Origin of the sequence: Caulobacter sp. BE254, assembly GCF_031457295.1 — a bacterium.
Taxonomy (GTDB): domain Bacteria; phylum Pseudomonadota; class Alphaproteobacteria; order Caulobacterales; family Caulobacteraceae; genus Caulobacter.
Map to the genome: position 1 here is coordinate 392,442 of NZ_JAVDWJ010000001.1, position 26,557 is coordinate 418,998.

At 70.1% G+C, this 26,557-nt stretch carries 26 protein-coding genes; 4 read left to right on the forward strand and 22 right to left on the reverse strand.

From position 1 onward, the window contains the following. Positions 1 to 2: 2 nt before the first annotated feature. The 20 genes from J2X41_RS01790 to J2X41_RS01885 form a co-directional block, all read right to left on the reverse strand. On the reverse strand, positions 3 to 896 hold the full coding sequence (locus tag J2X41_RS01790; protein WP_310079174.1) for a hypothetical protein: 894 nt from the start codon (positions 894 to 896) through the stop codon (positions 3 to 5). Next, positions 893 to 2,254, reverse strand: a complete 1,362-nt coding sequence (locus tag J2X41_RS01795; RefSeq protein ID WP_310079175.1) for a TolC family protein — start codon at positions 2,252 to 2,254, stop codon at positions 893 to 895. Before J2X41_RS01795 ends, J2X41_RS01790 begins: the two co-directional genes overlap by 4 nt. A gap of 91 nt (positions 2,255 to 2,345) precedes the next feature. Then, entirely contained in the window at positions 2,346 to 3,668 is a 1,323-nt protein-coding gene (locus J2X41_RS01800; RefSeq protein ID WP_310079177.1) for an ATP-binding protein, read from the reverse strand. After that, positions 3,669 to 4,346: a response regulator transcription factor gene (locus J2X41_RS01805; protein ID WP_310079179.1), complete on the reverse strand. Its 678-nt coding sequence runs from the start codon at positions 4,344 to 4,346 to the stop codon at positions 3,669 to 3,671. Positions 4,347 to 4,482: 136 nt separating this feature from the next. Continuing rightward, positions 4,483 to 5,739, reverse strand: a complete 1,257-nt coding sequence (locus tag J2X41_RS01810; RefSeq protein ID WP_310079180.1) for a cyclopropane-fatty-acyl-phospholipid synthase family protein — start codon at positions 5,737 to 5,739, stop codon at positions 4,483 to 4,485. After that, complete coding sequence (locus tag J2X41_RS01815; protein WP_310079181.1) at positions 5,736 to 6,857, reverse strand: glycosyltransferase family 4 protein; 1,122 nt, start codon at positions 6,855 to 6,857, stop codon at positions 5,736 to 5,738. The genes J2X41_RS01810 and J2X41_RS01815 overlap by 4 nt, the downstream gene beginning before the upstream one ends. Then, positions 6,857 to 8,089 carry a hypothetical protein gene (locus J2X41_RS01820; protein WP_310079182.1) on the reverse strand — a complete coding sequence of 411 codons (1,233 nt, stop codon included), beginning with the start codon at positions 8,087 to 8,089 and terminating at the stop codon, positions 6,857 to 6,859. Before J2X41_RS01820 ends, J2X41_RS01815 begins: the two co-directional genes overlap by 1 nt. A gap of 63 nt (positions 8,090 to 8,152) precedes the next feature. Continuing rightward, a complete protein-coding gene (locus tag J2X41_RS01825; RefSeq protein WP_310079184.1) occupies positions 8,153 to 8,440 on the reverse strand; it encodes a hypothetical protein in 288 nt (95 codons plus the stop codon). A 72-nt stretch (positions 8,441 to 8,512) separates the two neighbouring features. Then, the gene (locus J2X41_RS01830) at positions 8,513 to 9,187 is read right to left on the reverse strand and encodes an ABC transporter ATP-binding protein (RefSeq protein ID WP_310079186.1); all 675 of its coding nucleotides are present in this window, start codon (positions 9,185 to 9,187) and stop codon (positions 8,513 to 8,515) included. Beyond that, a complete protein-coding gene (locus J2X41_RS01835) occupies positions 9,184 to 10,509 on the reverse strand; it encodes a TolC family protein (RefSeq protein ID WP_310079189.1) in 1,326 nt (441 codons plus the stop codon). The genes J2X41_RS01830 and J2X41_RS01835 overlap by 4 nt, the downstream gene beginning before the upstream one ends. Further along, complete coding sequence (locus J2X41_RS01840; RefSeq protein WP_056757732.1) at positions 10,506 to 11,408, reverse strand: HlyD family efflux transporter periplasmic adaptor subunit; 903 nt, start codon at positions 11,406 to 11,408, stop codon at positions 10,506 to 10,508. The genes J2X41_RS01835 and J2X41_RS01840 overlap by 4 nt, the downstream gene beginning before the upstream one ends. An 11-nt stretch (positions 11,409 to 11,419) precedes the next feature. Then, positions 11,420 to 12,550, reverse strand: a complete 1,131-nt coding sequence (locus tag J2X41_RS01845; protein ID WP_310079191.1) for an ABC transporter permease — start codon at positions 12,548 to 12,550, stop codon at positions 11,420 to 11,422. Next, positions 12,547 to 12,960, reverse strand: coding sequence for an EamA family transporter (locus tag J2X41_RS01850; RefSeq protein WP_310079192.1), 414 nt, complete (start codon positions 12,958 to 12,960; stop codon positions 12,547 to 12,549). The genes J2X41_RS01845 and J2X41_RS01850 overlap by 4 nt, the downstream gene beginning before the upstream one ends. Beyond that, the gene (locus J2X41_RS01855; RefSeq protein ID WP_310079194.1) at positions 12,957 to 14,069 is read right to left on the reverse strand and encodes a GNAT family N-acetyltransferase; all 1,113 of its coding nucleotides are present in this window, start codon (positions 14,067 to 14,069) and stop codon (positions 12,957 to 12,959) included. The genes J2X41_RS01850 and J2X41_RS01855 overlap by 4 nt, the downstream gene beginning before the upstream one ends. Next, positions 14,062 to 14,898, reverse strand: coding sequence for an alpha/beta fold hydrolase (locus J2X41_RS01860; RefSeq protein ID WP_310079195.1), 837 nt, complete (start codon positions 14,896 to 14,898; stop codon positions 14,062 to 14,064). Before J2X41_RS01860 ends, J2X41_RS01855 begins: the two co-directional genes overlap by 8 nt. Further along, positions 14,895 to 15,770 (reverse strand): fatty acid desaturase, encoded by an 876-nt coding sequence (locus J2X41_RS01865; protein ID WP_310079196.1) that lies wholly within the window; start codon positions 15,768 to 15,770, stop codon positions 14,895 to 14,897. The genes J2X41_RS01860 and J2X41_RS01865 overlap by 4 nt, the downstream gene beginning before the upstream one ends. 71 nt (positions 15,771 to 15,841) lie before the next feature. Next, entirely contained in the window at positions 15,842 to 16,210 is a 369-nt protein-coding gene (locus J2X41_RS01870) for a permease (protein WP_310079197.1), read from the reverse strand. Beyond that, positions 16,207 to 17,115, reverse strand: coding sequence for a hypothetical protein (locus tag J2X41_RS01875; RefSeq protein WP_310079198.1), 909 nt, complete (start codon positions 17,113 to 17,115; stop codon positions 16,207 to 16,209). Before J2X41_RS01875 ends, J2X41_RS01870 begins: the two co-directional genes overlap by 4 nt. A gap of 8 nt (positions 17,116 to 17,123) precedes the next feature. Beyond that, positions 17,124 to 18,515 carry an aminotransferase class III-fold pyridoxal phosphate-dependent enzyme gene (locus tag J2X41_RS01880; protein ID WP_310079199.1) on the reverse strand — a complete coding sequence of 464 codons (1,392 nt, stop codon included), beginning with the start codon at positions 18,513 to 18,515 and terminating at the stop codon, positions 17,124 to 17,126. A gap of 16 nt (positions 18,516 to 18,531) precedes the next feature. After that, the gene (locus J2X41_RS01885) at positions 18,532 to 19,194 is read right to left on the reverse strand and encodes an MtnX-like HAD-IB family phosphatase (RefSeq protein WP_310079200.1); all 663 of its coding nucleotides are present in this window, start codon (positions 19,192 to 19,194) and stop codon (positions 18,532 to 18,534) included. Positions 19,195 to 19,443: 249 nt separating this feature from the next. Here J2X41_RS01885 and J2X41_RS01890 point away from each other — a divergent pair, with 249 nt between their 5' ends. The 4 genes from J2X41_RS01890 (at position 19,444) to J2X41_RS01905 (ending at position 23,981) form a co-directional block, all read left to right on the forward strand. Next, positions 19,444 to 19,968 (forward strand): RNA polymerase sigma factor, encoded by a 525-nt coding sequence (locus J2X41_RS01890; RefSeq protein ID WP_310079838.1) that lies wholly within the window; start codon positions 19,444 to 19,446, stop codon positions 19,966 to 19,968. Positions 19,969 to 20,080: 112 nt separating this feature from the next. Then, positions 20,081 to 21,073 (forward strand): FecR domain-containing protein, encoded by a 993-nt coding sequence (locus J2X41_RS01895; RefSeq protein ID WP_310079201.1) that lies wholly within the window; start codon positions 20,081 to 20,083, stop codon positions 21,071 to 21,073. 2 nt (positions 21,074 to 21,075) lie between these two features. Beyond that, the gene (locus J2X41_RS01900) at positions 21,076 to 23,526 is read left to right on the forward strand and encodes a TonB-dependent receptor (RefSeq protein WP_310079202.1); all 2,451 of its coding nucleotides are present in this window, start codon (positions 21,076 to 21,078) and stop codon (positions 23,524 to 23,526) included. A 20-nt stretch (positions 23,527 to 23,546) separates the two neighbouring features. After that, positions 23,547 to 23,981: an EamA family transporter gene (locus tag J2X41_RS01905; protein WP_310079203.1), complete on the forward strand. Its 435-nt coding sequence runs from the start codon at positions 23,547 to 23,549 to the stop codon at positions 23,979 to 23,981. 119 nt (positions 23,982 to 24,100) lie between these two features. Here J2X41_RS01905 and J2X41_RS01910 read toward each other — a convergent pair whose 3' ends face one another. Together J2X41_RS01910 and J2X41_RS01915 are read right to left on the reverse strand one after the other, a co-directional pair. Beyond that, positions 24,101 to 24,874 carry a phosphatase PAP2 family protein gene (locus J2X41_RS01910; RefSeq protein WP_310079204.1) on the reverse strand — a complete coding sequence of 258 codons (774 nt, stop codon included), beginning with the start codon at positions 24,872 to 24,874 and terminating at the stop codon, positions 24,101 to 24,103. Positions 24,875 to 25,513: 639 nt separating this feature from the next. Beyond that, positions 25,514 to 26,461, reverse strand: coding sequence for a tartrate-resistant acid phosphatase type 5 family protein (locus tag J2X41_RS01915; protein ID WP_310079205.1), 948 nt, complete (start codon positions 26,459 to 26,461; stop codon positions 25,514 to 25,516). Positions 26,462 to 26,557: the final 96 nt, after the last annotated feature.

The window sequence follows — 26,557 nt, forward strand, 5'->3', positions numbered from 1 at the left end:
GCCTAGTCCTCGGCCTTGGGCGCGGTCTCGGCGGCCAGCAGGGCCGAGGCCCCGGACACCACGACCGGTTCGCCAGGGGCGAAGCCGCTAGCCGAGAACAGGCCCTCCGGCTGCGAGGTCGGAGCGACCAGCGCCCGCCGCTCGAAATGGGTGGCGTCTTTGCGGACATAGGCGAAGGTTTGGCCCGCCGTGCGGATCAGGGCCGAACGGGGAACCAGCACCCCTGCCCCGCCCGCTGCGCCGGACAGCGTGACCGGCGCGGACATGCCCACGCCCAGGCGGGCGGCGACCGGGCCTCGCACGACGCCGATCAGTCCGCCGGTCTGAACGCGCGGGTCGGCCGTCCGTGCGACCCCGAGGATCGCGACATCGACCATTTCGCCGCCGCTCAGCTGCATCCGCGCGCCGTGGGCCCCGCCGGTTCCGGCCGGAGCATCGATCCGCACAAGCACAGTCCGTCCCGCGACGAGTTCGGCGATCAGCCGCGAGCGGCTGGCGTCATTGGCGAAGGCCGGGCCCCATTCCAGGCCGACGCGGCGGCGCAGCAGCACCAGCTTGGCGAGGTCGGCGCTGGCCTGGGCCTGAGCGGCCTGGGCGAGCTTCAGCGAGACGGTGGCGTCGGCCGCGGCCAGGGTCTTGGTCCGAGCGGCCTCGGCGCGCGAGGCGGCGGCGGCCGTAGCTGCGGTGACGAGATCGCCGTCCAGCGTGGCCAGCGGCACCGGATCCAGCACGCGGGCGAAGCCGGTCGCCACCGCCTGCCGCCGAGCGGCGGCCAGGGGCGCGGTCGTGACGCCGAACCGCTTCTGGGTGGCCGCATCGACCTGAACCTCAGCCGCCTGGACGACGCCGGCCCAACTCACGCCGGCGATGAGGGCGAATACCGCGAGCTTGTTCATTGTTGGCCTCCAAGCGTGCGGGACGCGTTCTGCAGCAGGGCGGTCTCGGCCGGATCGAACGGGACCCGCAGGGCGTCCTCGAGATCGACGCCGGCGATGATGGCGGCGCGGTGCGCGTCAAGCACGGCCAACTCGGCCTCGATCAGGGTCGCCTGGGCGCCCAGGTCGTCAACGCGGTCGGCCTCGCCGGCCTTGGCGCCGCGGGCGGTCGCCTCGGCCAGGCGCCGGGCGGCGGGCAGGTCGCGCTCGCGGGTCGAGGCCTCGGTGATCCGCGCCGCGCCCAGGGTCGCCCATGCCTGATCGAGCGCGCCCAGGGCGGCGGCCTGGACCGCTTCCAGGGAGCGCCCTGCCTCGGCGCGCTTGGCCTCGCCCTGGGCGATCGCCGCGCGGTTCAGGTCCATCGGCGGCAGGAGAAGACCCAGGTTGAAGGGCAGCTTGGCGACGCCATGGTCATAGGTGTAGCCCGGCCCGACATGGATCTCCGGATACTGTTTGGCGACCTCCAGCCGCAGCGCGCTTTCGGCCAGGTCGTAACCGACCACGGCCCTGAGGACGTCACGCCGAGTCAGGGCGGCGTCGCGGCGGGCCTGGATCAGGTCCAGCCCTTCCGGCGGCGGCGCGACGGGGGCCAGCGACAGGTCGGCGATAGCGACGGCCGGCACGCCCAGAGCCTGGGCCAGGGCGGCGTCGGCCTGGACGCGACGGGCGCGGGCGTCGGCGAGGCGGCGGTGGGCGACGGCCAGATCGCTCCGGGCAGCCAGGGCCAGGCTTCGGTCGTCCTCGCCGGCCGCGACCCGGCGGTCCAGGCGATCCACGCGAGCTTGGCGAACAGCCTCGAGGCGTTGGGCCAAGGCCGCCTCGGCGTCGGCCGACAGGCGATCGGCCCGGGCCCGCGTCAGGGCGGTGCGGACGGTCCACACCGCCTCGCCATAGTCGTAGAGCGCTTGCATGGCGGCCAGGTCGGCGGCGTTGAGCCGCTCGCCGCGTCGCGCGCCGATGTCCAGCGGGACGTCGGAACCCACACCGAACAGCCACTGTTTCGGCTCGCGCCTGGCGTATTCGCCCGTGAGCGTCAGGGTCATGCTCGGCGCGACCCGCGAAGTCTTGGCCGCCGCCACGGCCGTCCGGTACTTGGCCGCGGCCTCGGCGACAGAGGGGTTGCGCGCCAGAGCGGCCGCCAGCAGGTCGCCGCCGGTCCAAGTCGCGCCGGCCGGCTTCTCGTCCAGCCGGCGGGCGTCCAGCGCGATGGGATAGGCCTCCAGGTGAACGGGGGCAGCGACATAAGGGGTGCAGCCGGCCAGCGCCAGGGCGACGACGACGAACGCGGGTGTGACGACGGCGAAGCGGACGGCGGGCATGCAAGGCTCCTGAGCGTATCCGACTTAGCGGTGGCGAGCTGACGACCTCATGACGGGCACATTGCGAATTCCCAACCTGACGCGGCCGGCCTCACGAGGCGGGGAAGGTGACGCGCGCTTCCAGCCCCGGCCGGGCGTCGTGCAGCCGCACCTCCGCGCCATGCAGCCTGGCCACGGCGGCCACAAGCGCCAGACCCAGGCCGCTGCCCGGCGCGGAGCGACTATGTTCCAGCCGATAGAAGCGGTCGAACAGCTTCTCGCGTTCGACCGCCGGCACGCCGGGCCCATCGTCGGTCACCCACAGCACGGGCGCGCTCACGCCGCGAGCGACCCCGACGCGGATCGCCGCGCCCTCCCCGGCGTGACGCAGGGCGTTTTCGACCAGATTGACCAGCATCTGGGTCAGCAGCTCCGGGTCGCCGTCGATGACCACGTCCGGTTCGCCCTCCAGCCGAAGGGTTTGGCGCGCGTCCTCGGCCGACGGCGCGAAGGCGTCGACGACCGTGCCGGCCAGCTGGGCCAGGTCGGTGGCGCGGAACGCCGCCCGCCTGGCCCCGCCCTCGATCTGGGCGATGCGCAGCAGCGCCGCGAAGGTGTCGAGGATGGTGTCCAGGTCGCCTAGCGCACCCTCGATCGCCTCGCCCCGCTCGCCCTCGCGGGCCAGGCCAGCCTCCAGGCGCTGGCGGAGCCGGGTCAGGGGCGTGCGCAGGTCGTGGGCGATGTCATTGGACACCTGGCGGAGGCTCTCCATCAGGCCGGTGATCCGGTCGAGCATGCGGTTGATGGTCTCGGCCAGGCGGTCCAGATCGTCCTGCGAGCCGCGCACCGGCACCCGGCGGCTCAAGTCGCCGTCGATGATCGCCTCGGCCGTGCCCGAAATCGCCGCCAGCCGCCGGTGGACGTCACGGCTCAACGCAAAGCCGCCGGCCACGCCCAGGATCACCACCCCCGCGAACGCCCAGGCAAAGCCGCGCAGCACCGCCCCATCCAGCGCCTCGATCCGCGCCTCGTCATCGCCCACCATCAGGCGGTAGCCGCCAGGCAGCGCCACGGTGAGCACCCGGATCGGCTCGATCTCGCCGTCACGCTGCCCGCTGCGGACCGTCGACCAGCCGGGCCTCGCCCCGCTCACGGCCAGACGGCCGGCCAGGGGCTTGGCGCCCGGGCCAACCAGGCCATAGTCCAGCGCGCCGGGCGTGCGGTCCCGCTCACGAACGGCCTGGACGACGCCCTCCAGGCCCTCGCTGTAAAACTCCTGGGTCAGGGCCCCGGACTCGGACTGGATGCGGGCGTCGAACTGCTCGGACAGCGCGCTCCGCGTCGTCAGCAGGGTGATCGCTCCCAGCGCCACCACCGACAGGGCGAAGGCGGCGGTATAGAGCGCCGCCAGGCGCAGGCTGGTGGAGCGGAACATCTAGTCCGGCTCGCGCAGGCAATAGCCCGCGCCGCGCACCGTATGGATCAGGTCGTGGCGCTGGCCGCGATCGACCTTGGACCGCAGCCGGCTCATGTGGGTCTCGACGATGTTCGTCTTGGGATCGAAGTGGAAATCCCAGACGCTCTCCAGCAGCATGGTGCGCGTCACGACCCGGCCGGCGTGGCGCATCAGATATTCCAGCAGCTGGAATTCCCGCGGCTGCAGTTCGACCCGGGCGCCGGCCCGGATGACCGTGCGCTTGAGCCGGTTCAGCGTCAGGTCCGACACCTGCAGGGTGGTCGGCTCCTCCTGCGGCGGCGGACGGCGGGCCAGGGCGTTGACCCGGGCCTGCAGCTCGGCGAAGGCGAACGGCTTGACCAGATAGTCGTCGCCGCCCGCCTCCAGACCTTCCACGCGATCGTCGATGCCGCCCAGGGCGGTCAGCAGCAGAACCGGCGTCTTGACCCCGGACGCGCGGATCGTCCGCAGGATCGCCAGACCGTCGATCTGGGGCAGCATGCGGTCCAGCACGATGACGTCGTAGGTCTCGGCGGCCGCCAGCATCAGGCCCTCTCGGCCGGTCGCGGCATAGTCGACCGTATGACCGGCCTCCGACAAGGCCCGCTTCAGATAGGCCGCGGCTTCCTTGTCGTCCTCGACCAGCAACAGTTTCATGCGGCCAACCTGCCTCGATTTGCCGGGAGAAGAAATCGCCTAGTCGGGGTTCCTCCCTCGGCCCCGTTCTCCAGCAGCTTGCCCTCGGTCGCCTCGCCCCCCGACCGTCGCGACCCTTGGGGCGATGGCCACGCGATTACCGATGGCCAATCGAGATGGCGTTCTCGAGGGCTCGCAGATCGGCTTCGGCGGCGGCGACATAGTCGCGTGTCAACGGCGCGCTCCCCTGTCGGCTGACCAATTGCAGTTGGAACACCACGACCTGTTCGTAACGGAAGGCGGTCTCCGACATGGCCAGGTAGTATTCCCACATCCGGCAGAAGCGCTCGTCGAACATCGCGACCGCCTCGGCGCGACGGGCGATGAACGCCGTGCGCCAGGCCCGGAGGGTTTCCGCGTAATGCAGCCGCAGCACCTCGATGTCGGAAACCACCAGGCCCGATCGCTCGACCGCCTTGAGGATGTCCGACAGCGACGGCAGGTGGCCGCCGGGGAAGATGTAGCGGGTGATCCACGGATTGGTGACGCTAGGCGCGTCCGAACAGCCGATCGTGTGCAGCAGCATCACCCCGTCGTCGGTCAAACGCTCGCGGCAGGTCTTGAAGAAGGTCTCGTAGGCCCCGAGACCCACATGCTCGAACATGCCCACTGAGACGATCCGGTCGAACAGGCCCTCGACCGCCCGATAGTCGGTCAGGGCGAACCGTGTCCGGTCCGCCAGCCCGGCCGCCTGGGCCCGGCTCCGCGCGCGGGCGATCTGCTCCTCCGAGAGGGTGACACCCAGCACCTCGGCGACACCGGCCAACCCCGCCAGGTACAGCGCCAGTCCGCCCCAGCCGCAGCCGATATCCAGCACGCGGTGATGGGGCTCCAGCAGCAGCTTGGCGGCGACGTGCCGCTTCTTGGCCAATTGGGCGTCGGCCAGGCCCTGACCGGGATGTTCGAAATAGGCGCAGGAATATTGCCAGTCCGGATCCAGGAAGAGGGCGTAGAGGGCGTCGCCCAGGTCGTAGTGATGGGCCACGTTGCGGCGCGAGCGGCCCGGGTCGTTGCGCTGGCGCCAAAGCTGAGTGGCCGTGCGAAAGCGATCGAACGCCTGGACGATCGGCGACGGGTTCGCCTCGCCGCCGTTGTCGAGGATCAGGCTGAGAAACTCGTAGATCGTTCCCCGCTCCATCGCCAGCCGGCCGTCGGTGAACAGCTCGCCGGTCTTGAGGTCGGGATCGAGCAGCAGCGCCCAGACGGCGGCGTTGTCGGTCAAGCGGGCGACGATCAGCTCGCCCGCGCCGTCGCCGAACGCCAGGCGCTCGCCAGACGGCATGATCAGCGTCAGGGCGCCGCGCCGGACCAGCGGCGTCAACGCCTTGCCAAGCGCCCAGACGGCGAAACTCACGAGGCTGGGCTCGCGACCGCCGGGACGATGGCCGCCCGCCGCACCGGCAGACGGGCGAAGATCTCCGCGCCCGTGGCGGCGAAGCGCGCCTGGCCGAACCGCTCCAGCACCCGCGACCGCGCGAGCTGGCCCATCGTCGCCAGCCTGTCGGGCGTCCGCAGCAGGCATTCCAGCGCCTTGGCCAGCGCCTCAGGATCGTCGGGCGGAACCACCCGTCCCGTCAGTCCGTGCACCACGCTGTAGGGCATCTCCCCCACGGCGGTGGCCAGGACCGGAAGACCAGCCTGCATCGCCTCATGCACCGCGACGCACAGGCCTTCGCGGCGCGACGGCTGCAGATAGAGGTGCAACCCGGCAAGAAACTCGCGTGGCGTGTCGCAGAAGCCGGTGAGATGGACGTTCTCCAGGCCCGCCAGATGGAGCATGGCCTGCAGCCGCTCTCGCTGCGCGCCCTCCCCCGCGATCTTGAGCTCGAACGGCGCGGGCGGGATGAAGCCGTTGGCCCGCATGTGGGCCAGCGCCCTGATCAGCACGTCGTAGCCCTTGGCCGTGTGCAGGCGCCCCAGCGTTCCCAGTCGCAGCGTCTCGCCCGGCCGCCAGGGCACGGCCTGAGGCGCGGCCGCGTCGGCGGCGAACAGCGGCCAGGCGGCCAGGCGTTCCGGCTTCACCTTCAGACGCGCGGCGGTCAGGGCCGTGACGCTATAGGAGTCGCCGATCCATAGGCCCGACAATCTTCGGGTCGCGCGCAGCAGCAGCCGGTTGGCCGGCTTGAGGAAGGCGTTGTGCTGCCAGCTGACGACGGGCACGCGACGCCGCAGGCCGACGAGCTGGCCCAGCAGGGTGGCGCGGGTCAGCGAGGTCCACAGCAGGTCGGGCTGCTCCTCGGCGACGATCCGGTCCAGCCAGCGCAGGGCGTCGACGTGATCGCGCTCGCCGCCGGGCCGGACGCGGACATCCAGCCCCTGACGGATCATCGGCGGCAAGGCCCGACCATCCCGGCGCGTCAGGGCCAGAACCTCGACCCTGGCGCCCTGGTCGGCCAGCACCTTGGCCACGGCCGGAACCGGCAAGGCCGCGCCGCCGCCTTCGAGGGAATTGATCACGTAAAGGATGCGCATCAGAACGCCCCTGTTCCGGTCCACGCCAGGTCGGGCGTGTCGACCACCAGCTGCACCGGCGGGTCCGCCCAGGCCCGCCCCGCGAACCGCGCCACGGCGCGCGCCGCGCGCTGGGCCGAGGGCTCGCCGGTCAGGTCGAAACGTTCGTCGAACAGGGCCTCCTGCACCGGCCGCCAGACGGTCGCGTGCTCCTGACGGGAGCGGTCGATGGCCGGGCCCAGGTCGGCGGCGTCCTCGATCACCGGACCGGCGCGCCAGTGGCCGAAGTTCGGGTCGCCGGCCCAGTCGAAGTGGTGGCTGTTGAGGAAGACGCACGGCCTGGGCTTGCGCAGGAACTCGTAGATCTGACTGCTGACGTCACCCAGATAGAGGTCGGCGCGCTGGGTGTAGACCATGGTGGTCGAGGCCCGGCTGCCCAGGTCGATATGGATGTTGGGCGCGCGAAGATAGCGCTCCTCGATCCGCCCGGCGCGGTCCAGCCGCAGCTTGTCGATCGTCGCCACGAACGGCCGCTCGAACAACATTACATGGGGGGCGAAGATCAGGTGGTGGTCGTCATGCTCGACGAACCAGTCCAGCACCTGGCGGCCGGCCTCGTACCAGGACGACAGGTGCGGCGAGACGTGCGGGTTGTACAAGGTCACCGGCCGGCCGTCGTCGAGGAGCGGGTGGGTCGTAACCCCCGCCGGCAGCAGATCGAACTTCGGGTAGCCGACGATCGAGATCTTGGCCGGATCGACGCCGGTCTCGTGGATCAGCCGGTCGCGGATCTTGCGACCGGAGACCAGCACGTGGTCGAAACCGGCGCTGGCCTTGTCGAAGCCGATGGCGCGGTCGCCGGCTCCGTGGCGGGTGTGGACGATCTTCAGGTCCTTGAGCCTGTAGCGGGTCTTGAGGATCAGCGAGGTCTTCTCGGCCACCACCAGGATGTCGAGCGACCGGAAGAATTCGAGGTTGTCGCCGTAGACCAGCAACTTGATGGCCGGCAGCACCGCCTCGGCGGTGGCGGCCAGGATCTTCGACGAGCGCCGGGTCAGGCCCAGCTCGACCAGGCTGACGCCGTGGCCGATCAGGCCGCCGCTCAGGCGGATCACCTCAGCGGTCAGCCGCCGACTGGTGGTGGCGACGACGATCTCCAGGTCGCGGTCGCCACCGGCCAGGGCCAGGGCGATCGGCAGGCTGTGCGCCACCTGATGGACCTGGTCATGGTTGAAGAGAAATCCGATGCGCATGGCCCAACGACGCCACGCCCGCAAATGCCCCTCACCGATTCCTAACCGTGGGTCGGACGCTGATCAGGCCGCCCGCCGCGGCAGGACCGTGGGACGGGCGACGCGAGCCTTGAGGCGGTCCATCAGGGTTCCGAGCGTATCGCAGTCGGCGCCCACCATGTCGTCGATCTCGATGTGGAAGTGATCCTCGATCTCGACCAGCACCGCCTCGTAGGCCTCCAGCGAAAGGCGGAGATCGCAGATCCGCGTCGGACGCTGCAGCACGTCGCGGGCCAATCCCGCCTTGGTCGAGATCAGGTCGGCGACGTCGTCGTCGGTGAGAAAGGCATGCGCGAAAAGGGCGTCGATCATGGCGCGAAGCTCCCGTGAGGTCTGGTCCAATGACGCCGCGCGGCGAGCACCTCCTCACCGATTTGACGCGCCTTACGCCAGCATCCGGCCGTCCTCCATCCGCAGCACCTGGTCGGCTTGGTCGGCCAGCCGCGCGTCGTGGGTGACACAGACCACGGTGGCGCCGCTGGCGTGGGCCTCGGCCCGCAACAGGGCCGCGATCTGCCGCCCGTTCTCGGAATCCAGGGCCGAGGTCGGCTCGTCGGCGAAGATCAGGGCCGGCCGCTTGGCCAGGGCCCGGGCGATAGCCACGCGCTGCTTCTCGCCTCCCGACAGCTCACCGGGCCGGTTGGACATCCTTCGCTCCAGCCCCACCGCCGCCAGGGCCTGGACGGCCCGGGACCGCGCCTCCCGCGCCGAAGCGCCCAGCCGCCGCAGCACGATCTCGACCTGCTCGCTGGCGGTCAGGGCGGGCAGCAGGTGGAAGCCTTGGAAGATGAAGCCGGAATGAGCCAGCCGGAAGCGATCACGCTGGTCGGCGCTCATCGGGACCAAGGCGCGGCCCAGGGCCTCGACCGAACCGGCGTCGGGGCTCAGCAGGCCTGACAGGATCGCCAGCAGGGTCGACTTCCCCGAGCCGGACGGACCGGTGATCATCACCAGCTCGCCGGGCCTCAGGCTCAGGCTGACGGGATGCAGGGCGTCGATCCTTAGAGCGCCCTCGCCGTAGTGCTTCCGCACCGCCTCGGCGCGCAGGGAAATGGTCACGTCGCGTGTCCGCCCAAAGCCAGCAGCAGGTCGACATAGGCCTGGGCGCGGGCGGCCTGGGCGTTGGTCAGGGCCACGTCGGCGTCGGCGGCCCCGGCCTCCAGGGCGGCCAGGGCCAGTCCGTCGATGTCGCCGTCATCGTGCCGCATCTGGCCGGTTCCGAAGGCCCGGACGGCCCGGGTCCAGGACGTCTTCGCCATGGCTTCGGCGGTGGCGGCGTCCTGCAAGGCCGCCAGGTTCAGCCGAGCCTGGCCCCAGGCCTCGCCAACTGTCTTTCGGTAGGCCAGTTCGGCCAGCTGCGCCTCGGCCTCGGCGCCGCGCTTGCGAGCCTTGGCGGCGCCGCCGTCCAGCAGTTCGTGGGTCAGCCCGCCGGCGACCGCCCAGGCCAGCGCCCGCACGTCCAGCAGATAGAGCAGATCGGTGTCGCCGGACCCGACGCCGGCGGTCAGCGTGAATCTCGGACGCGACGCGGCGACGGCCTCGGCCCGACGGGCGTCGGCGGCCTGCAGGCGGGCGAACGCGGCCTGAATGTCGGGACGCGCCTGGACGGCTTCGGACGCGACCGTGGTCATCGATGGCGTGGCCGGAATCTCGTCGCCCGCATAGGCCGGCTCGTCGATGAGCTTGTCCTGTCCCAGCAACAAGCCCAGCCGCATCCGGCCAGCCTCCACGGCGTGCTCGGCGCGCTGGACCTCGGCGCGCGCCCGCGTCTGGGCCGTCCGCGCCGACGTCAGCTCCTCGTCACGGGCCGAGCCCTCCACCGTCTTGCGGCGGATCAGGTCCTCGATTTGTCCCGCCAGGCTCGCCCGGAGTTCGGCGGCCGCGCGATGCTCCTGATCGGCCCGCAGGCCCACATAGGTCCGAGCCACCTCGGCCAGCACCAGTTGGCGCGCGGCGGCGACGTCCTGCAGGGCGGCGGCCTCGTCCGACTTGGCCGCCTCCTGGCCGTGCTTCAAGCGATGAAAAAGATCGACCTCGTAGCCGCCCAGCACGGGCGCGCCGGCCCCGGCGCTGCTCGACGAGAAGTCGGCCCCGCCGATCGCGGCCTCGGCGCCGATCGTCAGGCGCGGCCTGCCGCCGGCCCGGGCCAGATCGACATCGGCCCGCGCCTTCTCCAGCCGCGCCAGGGCCATGCGGATGTCCAAGGAACCCAGCTCCGCGTGGGCCAGCAGGTTGGCCAGGACGGGATCGTCGAGGGTCGGCGACCAAGGGTTCGCCGCGAGCGACGCGGCGGCCGGCGCTGGTGTCGGGGCGCGCGGCGACACGGCCGACGCCGTCGCGGGCGTCACGGCCAGGACGGCGGCAAGCGCGAACCTGATCATCCGCCGATCCTCGCCAACACGCGCTGACCCAGGCGCAGGGTGTTGGGCTCGTCGAACGCCAGGACCAGGCGCAGCACCCGGCCATCGGCCCGGCCGCCGGGCTGGTCGTCCAGGGCCGCGGCCTCGAAGGACGGCGAGATTCGAAGCACCCGCGCCTTCAGCACGCGCCCCCCGCCGGCGGCGTCGGTGACCCAGGCGACAGCGCCGGGCGTGACCCGGTCGACAAAGGCCTCGTCCAGTTCGGCGCGGACGATCCGGGGTCCGTCGGGCGCCAGGATGAACAGGGGTGTTCCCGAAGCAGCCACCGCCGCCGCGCCCACCGCCGCCGTGCGGCGCAGGATCAGGCCCGACGCCGGGGCTCGAACCGTGCGGACGGTCCGTTCCAACTCGGCCAGGCGCTGGCGAGCTCGCGCTACGTCCACGGCGCGAGCCGCCTCGTCGGTCTGGGCGGCCGCCACCGCCGCCGCCTGCTTGGCCTGTTCGGCTTCGCGCCGGGTGGCGGCGTCGGCCAAGGCCAATCGCATCAGGCGCGCGGCTTCGATCGCCGCCGCCGAGGACCGCGCCTGAGCGCCTCGCCAGGCTGCCACCTGCTGGGCGGTCTCCGCCGCCGCCTGGGCCGCCAGCAAGGCGCTGCGGTCGGTGTCGAGCTCAGCCATCACCGCGCCGCGCTCGACATGCGCGCCCTCCTCGACACTGACCTGGGCGATCAGCCCGTCGCGCGGCGCGGCGATCGGGATCAGACCGCCCTCGACGGCGACTACGCCTCGGGCCACGGCGACCGGCGCGGGACGGTTCTGGGCGTCGGCGACGTCGGGGCCCTTCTGGCAGGCGGCCAGCAGCACCCCGGTCGCCAGCAGGACCGGAATCAGGACGCGGCCGTTGGGCGCGTGGCGGGGCATCGTCAAAATCCTCACAGAAGCAACACGGCCGGATCGGCCCGCGCGACTCGGCGCAGCGCCCACAGGCCCGAGCCGAAGGCGACCAGCGCCACCAGGCCGACCGCGGCGGCGACCATCGGCGCGGTCATGACCAGCGGCGTGTCCCCCAGCCGCGCCACTATCGCCAGGATCGCGGCGAAGGCGCCGGCAAGCAGCACGCCGGCCGCCGCGATCCAGGCGGTCTGGGCCAGGACGATGCCGCGCAGGGCGCCGATGGTGAAACCCAGGGCGCGCAAGGCCGCGTAGTCCTTGAGCGAGGCCGCGACCGCCGCCGCCAGGGTCTGGCTTGTGACGATCACCGCCACCAGGATCGCCACGGCGCTGCCGAACACGAAGGCCACCCCGGCCCCGGACTCAGCCAGCCAGTAGCGGACGCTGCGGTCGGCGAAGGTCTGGCTGGTCATCGGCTCGAAGCCGCGCCGGCGCCCCACCTCGCGCAGGCCGGCGGCGACGGCGCCGGCCTGCGATGGATCGTTCAGCCGGGCGGTGAAGTAGGCCGCGCCCTCCCCGACGCCGATCGCGGGATCGAGGCGCCGGGCCGTGGCGGCCGAGGCGATGACGTTGACGCCGCCCAGAGCGCGCAGGCCCTCGGTCACCCCGACGATCCTCACCCGCCGACCGTTGATCTCGGCCAGACCGCCGACGCCGGTCTCCAGCTTGGCGAGGTCGGCGCGGTCGACCAGCACCGCGTCCGGCTCGCCCAGGGCGACGCGCAGGTCGGTCGGCAGAACGTCGGACAACACCATCGCGCCGGGCGTCGGGTCCAGGCCGACGATATAGACATTGACCATGCCGTGGCGACTGGTGCGCCACTCGCCCGAGCCCCAATAGAAAGGCTCGACCCGGGCGATACGCGGGTCGGCGCGCAGAAAGAGCTCGGTCGCCCCGTCGATCGGCCGGCCCAGATCGATGCTCTGCACGCCCGGAAACCCGACCCACAGATCGGCCGAGGACTTGGTTACGTAGACGCTGGCCAGGGAGAACACGCCCAGGATCAGGCCCGCCTGCAGCAGGACCAGCAGGCCCGAGAAGCCCACGGCCACGGCGGCCGGCGCGAACCGGCGCCAGTCAAACAGCAGGGTCTTGAGCGCGACGCCGGTCATGCGATCGGTCCCGGAGGCGTCTCGCGCCCGCCCCGTCCGATCAGCCAGACGCCGACCAGGATGGCCAGGCTGCCCACGACCTGCAGCAAGCCCACGGGCTCGTGAAACACCAGCGCGCTGGCGGCGATGATCAGCACATAGCTGACCGCCGACAGCGGAAAGGCGGCGCTGAGCGGCATCTCGGCCAGCACCGTCATCCAGGCGACGAAACTTGCGACCTCGCAGACCAGCAGAATTTGGACGCTGGACAGGCGCGCGGCCGCCAGCAACCAATCGACGTCGAACCGCATCTGGGCGAGCCGGGCGGCCGAGGCTTTGGCCGCGATCTGGTAGCCCAGGGTCAGCAGTGGCAGGATGGCGAACAACACCATGGGCGCGAGGCGGCGGGGCGCGGGGGCGATGGCGGTCATGCGGCCAGCCCTTCCAGTGGATCGCCCATGACCAGCGGCGCCAGGGCGCGCAGGGCGCCGTTCAGCAGGCCGTTGCGATGGCGAAAATACATCGTCGCCGGGGTCAGCCGGCTGCCCAGCCGCACCTTGTCGCCGAGATTGGCCTGGCCGCTGCGATAGCGCTTGAGGCCCCGCGCCAGGCAGCGCTCGAGGTTGAAGAACCAACTCAGGAAATAGAGGTTGTGGGCCCGGCCGCGCTCGGCCTCCATGCAGAAGAACTTGTCGAGCAGGACCTCGCCGTCCTCCAGCAGCAGGTTGAAGGCCAGCAGGTCGTCGCCGGCGTAGTACAGCACGAAGACCGCCCGGCCGGGCATGCGCGACGCCACCTCGGTGAAGAAGGCCGGGGTCAAGGTCTCCAGCTGAGCCGAGGCCCGAGCCAGGGTCTGGTGGTAGAGCGCCATGGCCCGGGGCAAATCGGCGCCGAGCGAAGACCGCAACTCCACCCGCACGCCGGACCGCGACCTCAGCTTGCGCCGCATGTCGCGCCGCGCGCCGCTGGAGAGGCCGGCGAGATAAGCGTCAAGATCGGAAAAATCGATGGGCAGGTCGGCGATCGGCTGGCCGGGCACGGGGCTGTAGCCGGCGGCGGCGGTGGCCCGCGACCACAGCTCGGCCTGGGCGTGGTCGGCGTCCTTCACACCGGTCAGGACGCAGCCGGATCGCGCCGCGTCGTCCTCGAAGGCGCGGATCAGGGCGGTGAGAACGGCGGCGCGATCCGGCTGCGGCAAGTCGGGCGCGAAGCCGACCGTGGCGGTCTCGGTGCCGGGCGAGCCCAGGCAGGCCAGCTTGGGCGTCATCAGGCCCGGGGCCAGGCTTCTGACCCGCTCGGCGATCCGGCGCCCCTGCCCTTCGAATGTCGTTTCCAGGCGATAATCGGTGATGAAGGCCGGCGCCGCCCCGACCAGCCGGCCGTCGCGATGGACCAGGACATAGCGCCAATCAAAGCCGGCCAAGCCCGCGGCCTCGATGGCGCGCAGGTAGTCGAATCCTTCGAGGGCACCGCCGAACAATGCGTCCCACTGGCCGCGCGGCAGGTCGTCCAGCGTGGTCAGGACCCGGGTCTCAAACATGGGACCTCATCTCGAGACTCTCGACGGCGTACGGGGCGTCCTCGCCGAAGAAGGCCGCCGTCAGCGCCGCCACCCGGTCGCGCTCCTGGTCGACGTGGATCATGTGATAGCTGTCGTCGAGCAGGTGCAGCCGCGTGGGCCCGCCCAGCGCCGTCTCCAGGCGATAGGCGTTGCGCGGATGGCTCATGTCGTCGTCGCTGGCGTGCAGGATCAGGGTCGGCGTCTGGATGGTCTTGCCGATGCGCTCCAGCCGCCGGTTCATGCGGTACATCTGGTAGAGGGCGCCCAGCGGCAAGCGGTCGATGGCGCCCTCGATCAGTCCGCCCGGCGCCCGCTCGGCCAGGCCGCGCAAGCGCTCGTCCTTGAGGCCGAACGGATGGGTCTCGGCCCAGGCCAGACGGCGCACGCCGGGCAGGTTAGCGACCAGCTGGATCACCGGCGCGGCCACGGCGAAGCGCGGCATGTTCCAGCCATCGTATTCGAAGGTCATCGAATAGACCGCCGCGGCGCGGACGCTGGGCCGTTCGGCCGCCAACATCAGCCCCAGGGCGCCGCCCACGCAAATCCCGGCCACCGACACGGTGTCGACCTCTGCCGCGAACCGGTCATAGGCCTCGACCAGGCCGTCAAGCCAGTCACGCCAGGTGGTGCGCAGCAGGGTGGCCTCATCGGCCCCATGGCCGGCCAGCAGCGGCGCGTGGACCTCGAAGCCCCGCCGCGCCAGGCGCTTGGCCAGTGGCTTCATTTCGGCCGGCGCGCCGGTCAGGCCATGGACCAGCAGAACGCCGTGGCCCGAGCGGCCCGCCAGGCGCAGGGGCTGGACGCTCATGGCCGCACCGCCCGTTCCGCGTCGCGCGGCCGGCGATTGGCGCGGGCCAGAAAGCCTAGAGCGTGGGCCGGGCCGATCACGTGAACGCCGTGGGCCGCCTGCTGCTCGACCAGGGCGCGACGCAGGGCCGGGAGCCGGGTCCAGTGGACGGCTGGTCGGTAGTGGTGTTCGGCGTGGTGGCCGTTGTTGAACCAGGTGAGATTGTAGACCGGGTCGTAGCTGGAGACGCCCCAGGCGATCGGGGTCTCCGGATCGCCGTTGAAGTGCTCGTAATAGCCGTTCAGCTGCGAGAGGCATTCGCCCAGATAATAGAACGGCAGCAGGAACAGCACCGCGCGCCAGTCGATCACGGCCATGCCGATCGCGAACACCGCCACGGCGGCGAGCTCGATGCGGCCCCAGCGGGCGTCGGCGTCGCGGCCACGCGCCTTCAGCGCCTGGTAGACCGAGCCGCCGCTGTCGCGGAAGAAGCCCAGGAACACGTAGGACCAGACGCTCTCGGGCTGACCGTCCTTGCCGTGACGATAGATCGACAGCCAGTCGCGGGTCTCGCCGTCCGGGCCGGGTCGATCGCTGTTGCCCTCGTGATGGCGCAGATGGACCCAGGTGTAGAAGGTCTGGGAAAAGCCGATGGCCACTGACTCCAGCAGCGAGAAGGCGCGGTTCAGGGCCTTGGATCGGAAGTATGGCGTGTGCAGGAAGTTGTGAGACACGCCGTTGACGTTCCAGCTGATCGCCAGGGCGTAACCGAAGCCGCACAGCAGTTGGCCCCACCAGGGCCGATTGGCCGAGCCAACCACGATCCAGACCACGAAGGCCAGGTGCGCCAAGGCGGCGGCGACCGGGATCAAGTCCCACCCCGTCCAGGCCATCAGGCCCTTCGCGCGCTTCGGAAGACGGAAATCTCGCGGCGTCATCGCGCTCGCTCCTGGGTTCGAAGAGGTCACAGGCCCGACAGCCCCACGCAGGTGACGCCGGCGGCGACCAGGGCCGCGCCCGCGATCTGGACAGGGGTGAGGCGCTCCTTGAGGATCAGCGTGCCGGCCAGGGGCACGCCGGCGTAGGTCAGGGTCATGATCGGAAAAGCCAGGCCCAGCGGCGTGGTCTCCAGCACCACTACCCAGGCGACCATCTCGACGAACCAGAAGACGATCCCGGCCCACAACAGCGGCTGGGTCGCCAGGGCGGCCAGATAGGCGGGCTTGCCGTCGGCGCCGTCGGAAGCAGCCTTGAAGCACAGCTCGCGGCCGATCTCGGTGACGATGCAAAAGGCCAGCAAGCCCAGGCCAGTGGAGGTCAGGGCCGGGCTCACCGCGCGACCTCCGAAAACAGCGACAACAGGCGCAGGTTGGTCGTCTCGTTGATCCGCGACAGATCGCCCGGAGCCCTGCCGCGCGGTTGGTCGAGGAAGGCTTCGCCGCGTTTCAGCAGGTACGAAAGCAGGTCCGGTCCGTAGCGCGGCGGCGACCAGTCGCCGACCACGTCGGCCCCGATCAACCGCGCCCGTTCCGCCACCGCTCGGACCAGGCGCTCGAGTCCGTCCAGGCGCAATCGACCCTGGTCCCAGTTGGTGACGGCGTCGTCGTCGCAGAGCACGTCCTTGTCGATCGTGACGTAGACGGCGTCGGTTTCGATCCGCGAGGCCAGCAGGTGGAGAAACCCGTCCTGGCCCATCGCCTCCATCGACGGCCAACCGCAGTCGCCGATCCGCAGGATCGGGCCGCCGTCCGGCGCACGATAGGGATAGAGCTCGACCCGCCCTTCGGCGACTAGGCTCAGGTCGGCCCGCTTGGTCTCGGGGCGATCGATGTCGCCGCTGCAGACGCCGACCGTGATCACCTTGGCCACGCCCGGCAGGCGGGCGGCGCGACCGACCCACGACCCGCAGTGCAGGCCGTTCTCGAACCGCACCCAGTCGGGATGGTTGTCGAAATGGACGACCGTCACCGGCCCGGCGCCCGACGCGGCGATCGCGCGCTCGATCAAGAGCGGCGAGACGTGGTGGAAATCGCCCGAGCCGGCGAACACCAGGTCCGGCCCCGCCCCCGCCGGCGCCGCATCGCGCAGCCGGGCGGCCAACGAGGCCAGGGCCGGCGGCCGGCTCCACAGGCGAAGGGCCGGTCCGAGATCCTGGGCCTCGACCGTCAACCCGCCCTGGTCGCGCAACACCGATTGCGAGTCCAAGGCGTTGTCGAGGTTGAGGAAAACCGGGCGCATAGACCAGATCAGTCGACGCAGCGGCGCAGCACGGCGTCCAGGAGCTTCAGGGCCAGGTCGATCTCGTCCCTGCTGATCTCCAGCGAGGGGGCCAGGGTGATGACGTTCTTGTAGTAGCCGCCGACGTCGAGGACCAGGCCGTAGCGCTTGCCGTCGATCTCGATGTCGCCCTTCATCCCCTCGGCCTCCATGCGGTTGAGCAGGGCCTTGTTGGGGGTGAAGCCGTCGGCCTCGCAGATCTCGGCGCGCAGGGCCAGGCCGAGGCCGTCGACGTCGCCGATCTGCGGCCAGCGCGTCTGCAGATCCTTCAGGCCTTCGAGGAAGTAGGCGCCCTTCTCCATGACCTGGGCGCCGTAATCGACCTCGGCGGTCATCCGCAGGGTCTCCAGCGCCACGGCCGTGCCCATCGGGTTGGAATTGAAGGTCGAGTGGGTCGAGCCGGGCGGGAAGATCTCCGGGTTGATCAGCTCCTCGCGGGCCCAGACGCCGGACAGCGGATTGAGGCCGTTGGTCAAGGCCTTGCCGAACACCAACACATCAGGTTGCACGCCGAAGTGCTCGATCGACCACAGTTTTCCGGTCCGGTACATGCCCATCTGGATCTCGTCGACCACCAGCAGGATGCCGTGCTGGTCGAGGACCTTCTTCAGCTCGATGAAGAAGTTGGGCGGCGGGATCACATAGCCGCCGGTGCCCTGGATGGGTTCGATATAGAAAGCGGCGTATTCGGCCTGGCCGGTCTTGGTGTCGAGCACGCCGTTGTATTCGGTCTCGAACAGGCGGGCGAACTTGGCCACGCAGGCCGCGCCGTACTCTTCCTTGCTCATGCCCTTGGGACCGCGGAAATGGTAGGGAAATTCAATGAACTGGGCGCGGTCGCTAAAGTGGCCGAAGCGCCGGCGATAGCGGTACGACGAAGTGATCGCCGAAGCGCCGAGGGTACGGCCGTGATAGCCGCCCTCGAAGGCGAACATCAGCTGCTTGCCGTTTGATGCGTTGCGCACCAGCTTCAGCGAGTCCTCGACCGCCTGGGCGCCGCCGACGTTGAAGTGGACCCGGCCCTTGCGGCCGAACTTCCTCTCGGCGTCCTGGGCGATCAGCGCGGCGAGCTCGACCTTCTCGCGGTGCAGGTATTGGCTGGCCACCTGCGGCAGGGTGTCGAGCTGGCGGTGGGCGACGGCGTTCAGGCGCGGATTGCGGTAGCCGAAGTTGACGGCCGAGTACCACATCTGCAGGTCCAGGAACTGGCGGCCCTGGGCGTCGTACATGAACGAGCCCTCGCACCCGTCGAAGAACTTGGGATCGGGCAGGTAGTGGACGGTGTCGCCGTAGGAGCAGTACTGGGCCTCGAGCTCGCGCAGGGCCGCTTCATCGAGAATGGGGTGTTCGGCATCATACATTCTGGGAAGGCTCCGGTCAGATGGCGGCGCGACGGACCCGGCGGCCATGGGCCGCGGCGAGCGTCGTGGTGATGGTGTGGAAGTCCGAGAACTCGTGGTGCGGCATGGCGCGCGAGCGGGCGTAGGCGGCCAGCTTGTCGCGGGCGAACAGCAGGTCGGCGCGGCCCGAGACGCAGAAGTCCGAACGCCCGTCGCCGATGAAGACCATGAAGTCGTCGCTCGGCGCCTCGGCGGCGGCGACCTGGCATTTGCAGACGCCGGAACCGGCCGCGCAGCCGGCGCGCGACCAGGGCTGCTCCAGCGACCGCGCCAGCGCCGCCCCGGCCAGGCGATTGGCCACCACCGGCAGATGATCCAGGCCATGGCGACCCAGGATCCGGGCGATGAAACGGTCGACCCCGTCGCTGACCACGGTCAGCGGGACGGCGTTGGCCTGGCACCAGGCGACGAACTCGGCAAAACCGTCGGCCAGTTCGACGCTGTCCAGCACCGCGTCCAGCGCCGCCTCGTCGCCGCCGATCAAGGCGATCTGGCCGCGCATGCACGCGGCGGCCGTGATCTCGCCCCGTGTCCACCGCGCCTCGAGGTCTTCCCAGGCCGGGTCGGCCAGGCGGGTCAGCACGAGATCGGTGGTGTCGACCTTGGCGATGGTGCCGTCGAAATCGCAAAAAATCCGCATCGTCCCGACTTGGCTCCAGACGCCCCTGCGCGTTCGAGCCAATGACGCCGCGTGTGTTGGGCCCCCTCACCGATTTTTCCGTGGATGATCGTCAGGCCCGACCAAACCTCGAGTGGTTGCCTTCGCCTTGTCGCCAAGCCATGTCTCTTGAGCCTTCACCGACTCCTTCAGCGGGCCGAACGTCCTGGCCATGACCAGCAACGCCGACATTCAGATCCTCGCCCTACGTCCGAGCGCGCGCCCGTGACGATGGACGCTGCTTCGCACCTTTCGCCGCTCGCGGCCGCCTATCTAGAACGTCGCGAGGACATGCGGCGGTTCTTCCTGGCGCGGCTGGGCGGCGGCGCGGACGTCGAGGATCTGGTCCAGGAGCTCTATCTCAAGGTCCTGGGCGCGGCCGGCGAGACGATCGAGAACCCGCCGGCCTATCTCTATCGCCTGGCCTCGAACCTGATGTTGGATCGCCTGCGCCGGGCCAAGCGCTCGGGCGCCCGAGAGACCGAATGGCGGCGGACCCACCACGCCGCCATCGGCGCGCTCGACGTGGCCGACACCCCGGACGCCGAAAGCGCGGTGATCGCCCGCCAGCGGCTGGAAAAGCTGTCGAAGGCGCTGGAAACGCTGTCGCCGGTCACCCAGCGCGTCTTCCGCCTGCACAAGTTCGAGGGCCTGACCCACGCCGAGACCGCCGAGCGGATGGGCATTTCGCGCAGCGCGGTCGAGAAGCACGTCAGCCTGGCCCTGGGCCACTTGCTCAAGCGGGTGGGCCCATGACCGTGACCGATATGCCTCACCGGACCAGGATATGGGGAGGACCTTACGATCGCGTGGCGTCATTGTGGCAGCCCACGCTCCAGGCCTGGCGCAAAGGAAGCGCGAACCGTCGATGACCGAGTCCGTTCCCCACGATCCGATCCAGCAGGCGGCCGTCGACTGGTTCGCCAAGCTGCAGGGCGAGCCCGCCCTGGAGGACTGGACGACGTTCCAGGCCTGGCTGGAGGCCGATCCCGCCCACGCGGCCGCCTATGACCGGGTCGAGGCGATGTGGATCGAGCTCGATGATGTTCCCGCCAACGATGTCGAGACCGCGCCCACGGCCGAGGCGCGGCTCGCCGCCAATGTGGTTCCGCTGCGCAGCCGCCTGCAGGCCGGCACACGCCGGGGCCTGCTGGCCGGCTTGGGCGTGGCGGCGGCCGCCGCGGTCGTCGCCCTGGCCGTTGCGCCGCAGCTGACCCGTCCGACCTTCACCGACTATTCGACGCGGCGCGGCGAGACCCGCGAGGTCGCGCTGGCCGACGGCTCGCGCCTGACCCTCGGAAGCGGCACCACCCTGCGTGTCCATCTGAGCCGTAGACAGCGCGACGTGACCTTGGTCGACGGCCAGGCCAGCTTCGATGTCGCCCATCTCGAGAACCGGCCATTCGTGGTCGCCGTGGGCGAGCGCGAAGTGCGGGTGCTCGGCACGGAGTTCAGCATCCTCAGCCATGCCGAACGCCTGACCGTCACCGTGCGTCGCGGCCTGGTCGCGGTCTCGGGCGGACAGGAGGGCACGGTGCGGCTCGCCAAGGGCCAGCAGTTGATCCACCTCCCGGGCGCGACCACCAAGGTGCGCGACACCGACCCCGACGCCGCCTTCGCCTGGAAGTCCGGCAAGCTGATCTACGACCGCACGCCGCTGATCGAGGTGGTCGCCGACCTCAACCGCTATGTCGCGACGCCGATCCGCGTTGATCCTAGCGCCGCCTCGGTGACAGTCTCCGGCGTCCTGTTGGTCGACGAGGAGACCGCCATGGTCCGGCGTCTGGAATTGTTCGCCCCGGTCGTCGCCGAGACGACGCCGCGCGAGGTGGTCCTCAAGGCCAAGACGGCGCGCCGCTGACCGTGGCGGGCAAGATCGAGCGCGCCGGCGGCCGGGTCTGGGCCGCCGTCCTCGGGGCCAGCCTCGCGGGGCTGGGCTACGCCCTGCCCGTTCAGAGCGCGCCGCGCCTTTTCGCCGGCCGGCTCTCGCCCGTCGTGCGGCTGCAGATCGCCGCCAAGCCGGTCCACGCCGCGCTGATCGATTTGGCTCTGCAGTCGGAGCTTTCGCTGGGCGGTGACCTCGAGGCTTGCCAGGGTCAGGCTACGGCCCTTTCCGGTCGCCTGTCGGTCTCCAGCGCCCTGGATCGCATCCTGGCGGGCAGCGGGTGCGATTATCGCCAACCCGACCCGCGCACGGTGATCATCCACCGTCTGGCGTCCCGCGCCCGCCCCGCGACCGCGCCCTCGACTTCGGATTCGGCGGTCACGCCGCTAGGGCTCGGCGAAGTGGTGGTGACCGCCCAACGCTATCCCAACCTACCAGGCCGCACGCCCTACGCCATCTCGGTGGTCTCCGGCGGCACGCTTGAAAGCGAGTCGGTCAGCAGCCTTTATGAGCTGGCCGGCCAGGTGGCCGGCATGACGGTGACCAACCTGGGCCCGGGGCGCGACAAGGTGCTGCTGCGCGGCCTGTCGGACGGGGCCTTCACCGGCCAGACCCAGTCGATGGTGGCGCTCTATCTCGACGACGTGCCGATCACCTACAGCGCCCCAGACCCCGACTTGCGGCTGGCCGACGTCGAACGGGTGGAGATCATGCGCGGCCCGCAGGGCACGCTCTACGGCGGCGGCTCGCTGGGCGGGGTCATGCGGATCGCCACACGCAAGCCCGACCTCGATCGGTACCAGGCCAACGCCTTGGCCGGCGCGAGCCTAACCGAGGGGGGCGGATATGGCGACGAGCTGGAAGCGATGGCCAACGTGCCGCTCATTCACGGCCGCGTCGCCCTGCGCGCTGTGATTTACCGCGAGAACCAGGACGGCTACATCGCCAACCGCGCTCTTGGCCTCAAGCACGTCAACGGTTCCGAGCGCGCCGGCCTTCGGGCCAGTCTGCGCGCCGCGCTGGTCCCGGGCTGGACGGTGACGGTGGGCCTTACCAATCAGTCGATCAACAACGCCGACACCCAGTACGGCCTGCGACGGTTGGGTCCCAGGGTCCGCGACACCACGGTGCGCGAGCCGCACGAGAACGACTTCGACCACCTGTCGCTGACCCTGGCCGGCGAAGGCGATTGGGGTCGCATGACCGGCTCGATCTCGCGCCTCTCACACCATTTCGGCAGCCGCTACGACGCCACCTCGGCCTCGGCGCTCTATGGCCTGGCCGGCGCCCCCGCAGCGTTCGACGAGGACAAGGGCATTGACCTGACCGTCGCCGAGGCCACCTACGCCACGCCGGGCGAACACCGGTTGCATGGCCTGGTCGGGGCGTTCGCCTCGACAGGCTCGATCCGGCTCGACAGTAGTCTGCACGCCCTGCCCGCCCAATCGCCGGCCGTCTATGCCGAGCGGCGGCGCGACGCCATCAACGAGACCGCTGTCTATGGCGAGGTGACGTACGAGGCGACGCCGCGCCTGTCGGCGACAGCCGGGCTGCGCTGGTTCGACTTCCGGTTCGACACCGACTCGACGGTCGTCCAGCCAGCCGGCCAGCGCGCGACCCGCCAGTCCGACGACGCCACGGGCCTGTCGTCGAAACTTCTCCTCAGCTACGACGCGCGCCCCGGATTGCTCGTCTACGCCCAGGCGGCCGAGGGCTATCGGCCGGGTGGCTTCAACACCGCTGGACGGATCGGTCAGGTGTTCGACGCGCCCGAGACGCCGCCGCGCCGCTACGAAGCCGATGAGCTTTGGAACTACGAACTGGGCGTCAAGCTACACGTCTTCGACGACCGTCTGCAGGGCCGCGCAGCGGTGTTCTACGCCACCTGGGAGTCGGTGCAGAGCGACCAGTATCTGGCCGACGGCGCGGCCTACACGGCCAATATCGGCAACGGTGACAACCGCGGCGTCGAGGCCGAGGCGGCCTTCCGCGTCAGCGAGCGCCTCGACCTGCGCGCGGCGGCCCTGCTCAACGACCCGGAGGTCACCAAGCTCAATCTCGCCTTCAGCTCGCGCAAGGACGCCAGCCTGCCCGGCGTGGCGCGCGCTTCGGCCAGCCTTGGCCTGGACTATCACCGCGACCTCGCCGGCGGCCCCACCCTGCGCCTGCAGGGTCAGGCCTCCTATGTCGGCCCGTCCTACCTGACCTTCGACGCCGACAAGTCCCACGAGATGGGCGAGTATCTGGGCCTGCGCGGCGTCGCTAGCCTGACGACGCCGGGCTGGACGCTCAGCGCCACGTTGGACAATCCGCTGAACAGCCACGCCAACAGCTTCTCATTCGGCAATCCGTTCCTGATCACCCGCGACCAGATCGTCACCCCGCCGCGGCCGCGGACTTTGTCGCTGCGGCTGTCTGCCCGATTCTAGCGCCATTGAAGGACGCCCCCATGCAGACGCACTCGACCTGGCTGATGTGGGCCCTCATGTCGGCGGCCTTTGCCGCGTTGACGGCGGTCTTGGCCAAGGTCGGAGTCTCCCAAATCAACTCCGACTTGGCCACCTTCGTCCGCACCGTGGTGATCCTGATCGTCTTGGCCGCCTTCGTCACCGCCACCGGCCAATGGCAGGCGCCCAGCGCCATCACCGGCCGCACCTGGCTATTCTTGGCGCTCTCCGGCCTTGCGACGGGCGCGTCCTGGGTCTGCTATTTCCGCGCGCTCAAGGTCGGTGACGCGGCGCGGGTGGCGCCGGTCGACAAGCTCAGCGTCGTGCTCGTGGCGGTCTTCGGCGTGGCCTTCCTCGGGGAGCGCCTCAGCGCCGCCAATTGGGCGGGCGTCTGCTTGATCGCCGGCGGGGTGGTGCTGGTGACCTGGCGAGTTTAGGGCCGATAGGCGAGACAGGGGGCCCCTGTGGCCCATTGGCGTGTCCAGGTCCACTCCCCTTCCCAGGCGAGGTCCGATCGCCCGACTGTCACGCGGTCCAATGTCAGTGCTCCCAGACCTTAGAGGCCGGGGGGCGGCGCGATCGGGCGTCCCGGCCCACCCAGATGTCCGGGGTCGACCGCGTGTCCGATCGACCGCGCCAGATAGGGTCCGTATAGCCGTACGCCCTTGCGATAGGTCTTGGGGAGAAGAACCGCAGCCACGGCGAGCAGGATCACGAGGACGACCCACCCCTCCCAAGGCGCTGTCTTCGGGCTCCCCCCGGCCGCAAGCGCTAATCCCGCCACGCCGACGGCGCTGCCCAAGGCAAGGCCGGCCACGACGTCTGAGAACCAGTGGGCGCCGACATAGATCCGTGACAGGCCGGTAAGGCCGATCATCAGCGCGGCCAGGCCGCCGATCAGCCACCTGCCGTTCCTGGAACGCCCTCGGCCACAGATGAAGGCCAGCGTGATGAACAAAGCCGCCGCCGACGTGGCATGGCCGCTCGGAAAGCTGAAAGCGTCGGCTCCGGTGTAGAGCAAGGACGGTCGTGCGAAGTGAAAGGCGGTCTTCAGGCTCGGCACCAGGATCGCCGAGGCAATCATCACCGCCGACAGGGCCAAGGCATCGCGCGCACGACGGCGGTAGAGCAGAAACGTGACGATCAAGACTGTCGCCGTCGTGCGCTCGGACCCGTCCCCTAGCGCCGACACCGCGATCATCAACCTATCCGTCCACGGCGCGCGGTGGGCGAACAGGCCTTCCGATACGACCGCGTCGAGGCGGACGATCGGCCCGTGGGTCAGTATGCCGATGGCCAAGATCAGAATGATCGCGATCGGCAGCAGCATGCCGGTCGCCAGCCACCAAGATCGCCAAGCGGCACGCCCGACGCCACGACCTTGTCGGACGAAGGCCACAACGCCGAGCGTGGCGGCGACAAGCAGGGCTAGGGCGAGCCCGACCTGACACAGGGCAAGAGCGGGGATCACGCGACGCGCGTCCTATGCGGATTGGTCATCAAAGCGCTCTTGGGTCTGGGTGGGAACTGGACAGCTCCGCGGCAGCCTGATGGTCCGCAGGTTAGCGCCCTATCGCCAAAGCTATACAACTTCCCAATCTCGATCGTCTTGGGCATCAGCTCTGGCAGTGACGCCAGCCTGCCGGCGTGGCGCGCGCTTCAGCCAGCCTCGGTTTCGACGATCACTGCAATCTCGCCGGCAGCCCATCCTGCGCCTGCAGGGTCAGGCCTCCTATGTCGGCCCTTCCGAGCTGGCTTTCGACGCCGAACAGCCCACGAAATGGGCGAGTATCTGGGCCTGAGCGGCGTCGTCAGCCTGACTAAGCCGGGCTGGACGCTCAGCGCCGCCGGACAATCCACTGGACAGCCGTGCTAACAGCTTCTCGTCGGCAATCGATTCCTGATCACCACAACCAGATCGTCACCCGCCCCGGCCTCAGACCCTGCTGGCGCGTCTGACGGCCCGGGTCTAGAGCGCGCGCGATCGGCCCATGCGGTAGACGATCTGGCCAGTCAGGTCGCGGAACTCCAGATCCAACTGTTCGGCGTCCAGCCTGAGCGTCGCAAAGCCCGGCCGGGAGAGGCCATAGAGCGTGCCGTCGACCGCCTTGAGCGCATCCCTGGCCTCGGCGCCCGAGCCCGTGCAGACGTAATCGACGCGCCCGCGTCGTATGTGCTGCAAGCTGTGGTCGTGGCCATTGAGATAGACTTGGACGCCATGGGTTTCGAGCAGCGGGGCGACCTGCTCGACCAGTTCGGGGCTGTCGCCATGCCCGCCCGAATAGACCGGATGGTGTCCCATCACGATCTTCCAGGGCGCGCGCGACGCCTTCAATTCGCGCGTGAGCCAGGCGATTTGCCTTGCGGTGTCCTGGTGTTCCACGTGGCCGCGCGCCATCTGCTGCAACATTTCGTCGTAGTTGTCGCCGTCGACGATCGGAGACGTGTCCATCACGAAGATGTCCAGGAGGTCCGTTCCAAGTTCAGCGCCGCCGATCTTGAAATAGCGACTGGGCATCCGCCAGCGATGGCTGAGCGCCGAATAGTCGATCTGGGCCTGTGGCGCGCCGCGGTAGTCGTGATTGCCAAGCGCGACGTACCAGGGGGTTTGCAGAGCCGGCGCAGTGTAGACGTCTTCGAAGGAGCGCCGCCAATGCGGGTCGGCCACCGAGGTCACCCCTGCCGGATAGAAATTGTCTCCGGCCGACAGGACGAGCCGGCTCGCGATCTCTTCGGCCGTCTTCCCCATGGCCTGGGCGACCTGCCGCTGCGATTGCCGACCTTCACGCCCCCAATCGCCAATGGCAACGAACGCGAACTCACCGACCTCTCGCGCCGCCGCCGCCGTGGTCGGCCAAGCGGCGCTGGCCCCGAGGCCTTGCAGGAGCATCCGACGGTCGATGGGAGAGACGGGCAATATAATCTCCTGAACAATCGGCTTGGAGGATCCAGGCCCGTGCGTTCAGAGACGCCACCGTATCAGCCGCACCTCATCGTTTCGCCAGAATCGAAG

What these genes read in the sequence shown, in the direction of transcription:
- J2X41_RS01880 (WP_310079199.1), bottom strand. Translation starts at nt 18,515, where the DNA reads ATGTATGATGCCGAACACCCCATTCTCGATGAAGCGGCCCTGCGCGAG.
- J2X41_RS01855 (WP_310079194.1), bottom strand. Translation starts at nt 14,069, where the DNA reads ATGTTTGAGACCCGGGTCCTGACCACGCTGGACGACCTGCCGCGCGGC.
- J2X41_RS01815 (WP_310079181.1), bottom strand. Translation starts at nt 6,857, where the DNA reads ATGCGCATCCTTTACGTGATCAATTCCCTCGAAGGCGGCGGCGCGGCC.
- J2X41_RS01860 (WP_310079195.1), bottom strand. Translation starts at nt 14,898, where the DNA reads ATGAGCGTCCAGCCCCTGCGCCTGGCGGGCCGCTCGGGCCACGGCGTT.
- J2X41_RS01825 (WP_310079184.1), bottom strand. Translation starts at nt 8,440, where the DNA reads ATGATCGACGCCCTTTTCGCGCATGCCTTTCTCACCGACGACGACGTC.
- J2X41_RS01790 (WP_310079174.1), bottom strand. Translation starts at nt 896, where the DNA reads ATGAACAAGCTCGCGGTATTCGCCCTCATCGCCGGCGTGAGTTGGGCC.
- J2X41_RS01840 (WP_056757732.1), bottom strand. Translation starts at nt 11,408, where the DNA reads ATGCCCCGCCACGCGCCCAACGGCCGCGTCCTGATTCCGGTCCTGCTG.
- J2X41_RS01885 (WP_310079200.1), bottom strand. Translation starts at nt 19,194, where the DNA reads ATGCGGATTTTTTGCGATTTCGACGGCACCATCGCCAAGGTCGACACC.
- J2X41_RS01800 (WP_310079177.1), bottom strand. Translation starts at nt 3,668, where the DNA reads ATGTTCCGCTCCACCAGCCTGCGCCTGGCGGCGCTCTATACCGCCGCC.
- J2X41_RS01835 (WP_310079189.1), bottom strand. Translation starts at nt 10,509, where the DNA reads ATGATCAGGTTCGCGCTTGCCGCCGTCCTGGCCGTGACGCCCGCGACG.
- J2X41_RS01865 (WP_310079196.1), bottom strand. Translation starts at nt 15,770, where the DNA reads ATGGCCTGGACGGGGTGGGACTTGATCCCGGTCGCCGCCGCCTTGGCG.
- J2X41_RS01850 (WP_310079192.1), bottom strand. Translation starts at nt 12,960, where the DNA reads ATGACCGCCATCGCCCCCGCGCCCCGCCGCCTCGCGCCCATGGTGTTG.
- J2X41_RS01845 (WP_310079191.1), bottom strand. Translation starts at nt 12,550, where the DNA reads ATGACCGGCGTCGCGCTCAAGACCCTGCTGTTTGACTGGCGCCGGTTC.
- J2X41_RS01795 (WP_310079175.1), bottom strand. Translation starts at nt 2,254, where the DNA reads ATGCCCGCCGTCCGCTTCGCCGTCGTCACACCCGCGTTCGTCGTCGTC.
- J2X41_RS01890 (WP_310079838.1), top strand. Translation starts at nt 19,444, where the DNA reads ATGGACGCTGCTTCGCACCTTTCGCCGCTCGCGGCCGCCTATCTAGAA.
- J2X41_RS01905 (WP_310079203.1), top strand. Translation starts at nt 23,547, where the DNA reads ATGCAGACGCACTCGACCTGGCTGATGTGGGCCCTCATGTCGGCGGCC.
- J2X41_RS01805 (WP_310079179.1), bottom strand. Translation starts at nt 4,346, where the DNA reads ATGAAACTGTTGCTGGTCGAGGACGACAAGGAAGCCGCGGCCTATCTG.
- J2X41_RS01875 (WP_310079198.1), bottom strand. Translation starts at nt 17,115, where the DNA reads ATGCGCCCGGTTTTCCTCAACCTCGACAACGCCTTGGACTCGCAATCG.
- J2X41_RS01895 (WP_310079201.1), top strand. Translation starts at nt 20,081, where the DNA reads ATGACCGAGTCCGTTCCCCACGATCCGATCCAGCAGGCGGCCGTCGAC.
- J2X41_RS01820 (WP_310079182.1), bottom strand. Translation starts at nt 8,089, where the DNA reads ATGCGCATCGGATTTCTCTTCAACCATGACCAGGTCCATCAGGTGGCG.
- J2X41_RS01910 (WP_310079204.1), bottom strand. Translation starts at nt 24,874, where the DNA reads ATGCTGCTGCCGATCGCGATCATTCTGATCTTGGCCATCGGCATACTG.